A 2,916-nucleotide genomic window follows, 5' to 3' on the forward strand; every position below is an offset into this window, starting at 1 on the left:
GTACATGCCGGCCGGTATCAACGGATGGCGGTAGAACCCCGGCGGCAACGGGTGGCCCGGTCTCCGCTCCATCCCGGCCCGGGGCCGGCCGGTCGCATCAGCGAACACGTCGTACTCAGCATAGGTGGTCTTGAACCGGGCAAGGTTGTAGCCCGTCAGCGTGACCTTGTAGGGCGGCTTATTTTCGATCCCGCTCGTGTAGTACAACCCTTCGGGGGTCCACCCGAGCCCGAAATCCCCCATCATGAAGCTGCCGCCTTCGACCCGGATCAGGTCCTTCAGCACCTTGCGCTTGAGCTTTGCTATGCGTTCCTCGATGCTGCCTTCCGTCAAGGCCAGCAGCTCAGCTGTGAGTGCCGGAGGCTGATGCAAGATCGGCGCGTCCTCGCCCGGGTCTTCCGATATGATGGGCTGGGGTGGTGGCTGGACATCGGCCAACGCTGAGACCGGGTGTTGTGCGCACCCAAGGAGGAGGGCCAATGCGGCTGCCATGGATCCGATTGTTCTGAAGTGCATTCAAGCCTCGCTGGGTGTCATTGCGACTGCGCTACAGCGCCGTCGATGTTGACCACACAGCGAACGGTGTACGATACGTTGAATCCAGGTCCAATGGCTCCCGTGCGGATGTCCTTTCCGACAAGAACAGGATCATCGCCATATCGCTTGATGTTGAGCCCGGAAATATAGGAACCACCCGAGTATCCCCGGACCGAACGCAAGGATCCGGTCGGCGGCCCCTTCGGATCGTGCTCCGGGCTTACGCGGTACCAGTCCTCGTCATACCAGTCCTGCATCCACTCCCATCCGTTGGCGTTCATGTCATASAACCCCAACGGGTTGGGCGGGAAGATGCCGACCGGATAAAGCATGGCTCGCGTGACGGAGGACGGCCTCTCGGGGTCGGTGTCAACAATGGGTTTCATTCGTTGGGCCTGATCATAGGTATCAATGTTCCGGCCGAAATCAATGTGCCCGTTGTCTGTTGCCCAGAGGAAATTCTGGCCACGGCTGCGCGCGGCGTATTCCCATTGGGCCTCGGTCGGCAGACCGAAGGGCACGCCGGTCTGCTCGCCTAGCCACTGGCAATAATCCCTGGCCTGCTGCCAGTACATGCCGGCCGGAATCAACGGATGGCGGTAGAACCCCGGCGGCAACGGGTGGCCCGGTCTCCGCTCCATCCCGGCCCGGGGCCGCCCGGTCGCATCGGCGAACACGTCGTACTCGGCATAGGTAGTCTTGAACCGGGCARGGTTGTAGCCCGTCAGCGTGACCTTGTAGGCCGGCTTGTTATCGATCCCGCTCGTGTAGTACAACCCCTCCGGCGTCCACCCTAGCCCGAAATCCCCCATCATGAAGCTGCCGCCTTCGACCCGGATCAGGTCCTTCAGCACCTTGTGCTTGAGCTTTGCTATGCGTTCCTCGATGCTGCCTTCCGTCAAAGCCAACAACTCTGCTGTCAGCGCTGGAGGCTGATGCAAGGTTGGCGCGTTTTCGCGCGGGTTCTTCGACATGATGGGCTGGCGCGGGGGCTGGACATCGGTCAACGCTGAGGCCAGCACTTGAGCGCCCCCAAGGAGGAGTGTCAATACGGCAGCAATGGTTCCTATCGTTCTGAAGTGCATTTAAGCCTCGCTGGTGTAGTAGGCGTTCCAACCGGTGGACGCAAAGAGGGGATGATCGTTCGCGCCCCGCAGCGCCTCATAGGCCGGCGAAGTCGCGTCAGCGAGCGCATAGCCGTGTGGCACCTCATCCATCAAATGATTGACGAAGGCTTGATACCAACCATCGAAATCGCCATGCAGTGCAAGTGTTTTTAGGGCATCGAATTCCCCCAGGTAAGGCGATTCATAAACTGGAATATCGATGTCGCGGATGGCTTCCGTCTTGAAGAACGCCCTCAGCGCTGTCTTATTTGCAGCGAAATTGCCCTTTGCGCCGCTCCTCGCTATATGCTGGATGATGTTCTCAAGCTCGGGCTTGGATACCGCGGTCTTTATGACGGCGAGAACCGCCTTTCGTTGAGGCCCCAGATAGTTGTCGCCGGCTACCGCACCGCCAGCCACGACATCCGCGTAGCTGTGACGCGTCAATTGATGGATAAGCATGCCCTTTGCCTCCGGCGTGACATACTTCAGTGACTCCGGATTGCCGAGGATGCGCTTGGCCAGTTCCAGCCTCGCGTTGGCCTTCCCCATTTCTTTGTCGACCGCGAACACTGCATCTTGAATTGTTTGAACGGTATCTCCGTAGTAGCTCTCAATTGCCCGGCCGGTTCTCACGGCCAGGAACTGAATACCCTTCAGCGCTTCGAAGGCATCTTCATCGATAATCTTCAGATTCTTGAACTGCCAATACGCGATGTTGTAAAACAGGCAACTAAAGAACAGCACCATCTGCTTTGCGCCCACCGCGAAATCCAATGCGCCTTCCGCACCCACGCCCACACACAGGCTGGCGTGCGCCCTGAGTCGAAAGATTCCGCGGGTGTATTCAATTTTGAACTTCGCCCCTGCCCCAATGCCGGCCATTCCCCCGACGGTAGGCGCGATACTCGCAATGCTGGCGAATTCCTTCTTCTCGTCCTTTGGATCCCGCCATTCGAGCTCGCCCGTCAACGTGCCATTGGCTTTCACCCCCGCGAACGCGCCGGCGGAGGCATCGAGCGTGGCAACGTCGGCCTCGTCCTTGGTATTGATCGACACCGTTTGCTTCCTGCGGGCCTTCTTGTCTTTGCGGCCACGCTTGCCGGCCGCTTTCGGCATGTTCTTGTCCAAAGGCGAGACTTCGATCTTCATGGCCAGTTCGGCGGCAATGCTGGCGCCCACCACGCCCGACACCTCCACGGTGACCCGGCAACGGGCCGCAATCAGCTTGAATGTCCTGCCGTCGCCATCAGTAACGGTCCACAACCAACCG

The 2,916-nt window shown here is 59.6% G+C and carries 3 protein-coding genes; all 3 read right to left on the reverse strand.

Annotation, left to right across the window (positions count from 1 at the left end; genetic code table 11):
- Positions 1-438: SUMF1/EgtB/PvdO family nonheme iron enzyme (locus AB4Z27_RS28615; protein WP_441645928.1), on the reverse strand; the 438-nt coding region annotated here is incomplete at its 3' end.
- A 95-nt stretch (positions 439-533) separates the two neighbouring features.
- Positions 534-1,511 (reverse strand): formylglycine-generating enzyme family protein, encoded by a 978-nt coding sequence (locus AB4Z27_RS28620; protein WP_441645929.1) that lies wholly within the window; start codon positions 1,509-1,511, stop codon positions 534-536.
- Positions 1,512-1,622: 111 nt separating this feature from the next.
- On the reverse strand, positions 1,623-2,916 hold a 1,294-nt coding region (locus tag AB4Z27_RS28625; RefSeq protein WP_441645930.1), incomplete at its 5' end, for a hypothetical protein.

Origin of the sequence: Cupriavidus sp. KB_39 (assembly GCF_052114485.1) — a bacterium.
In the GTDB taxonomy this organism is placed as follows: domain Bacteria; phylum Pseudomonadota; class Gammaproteobacteria; order Burkholderiales; family Burkholderiaceae; genus Cupriavidus.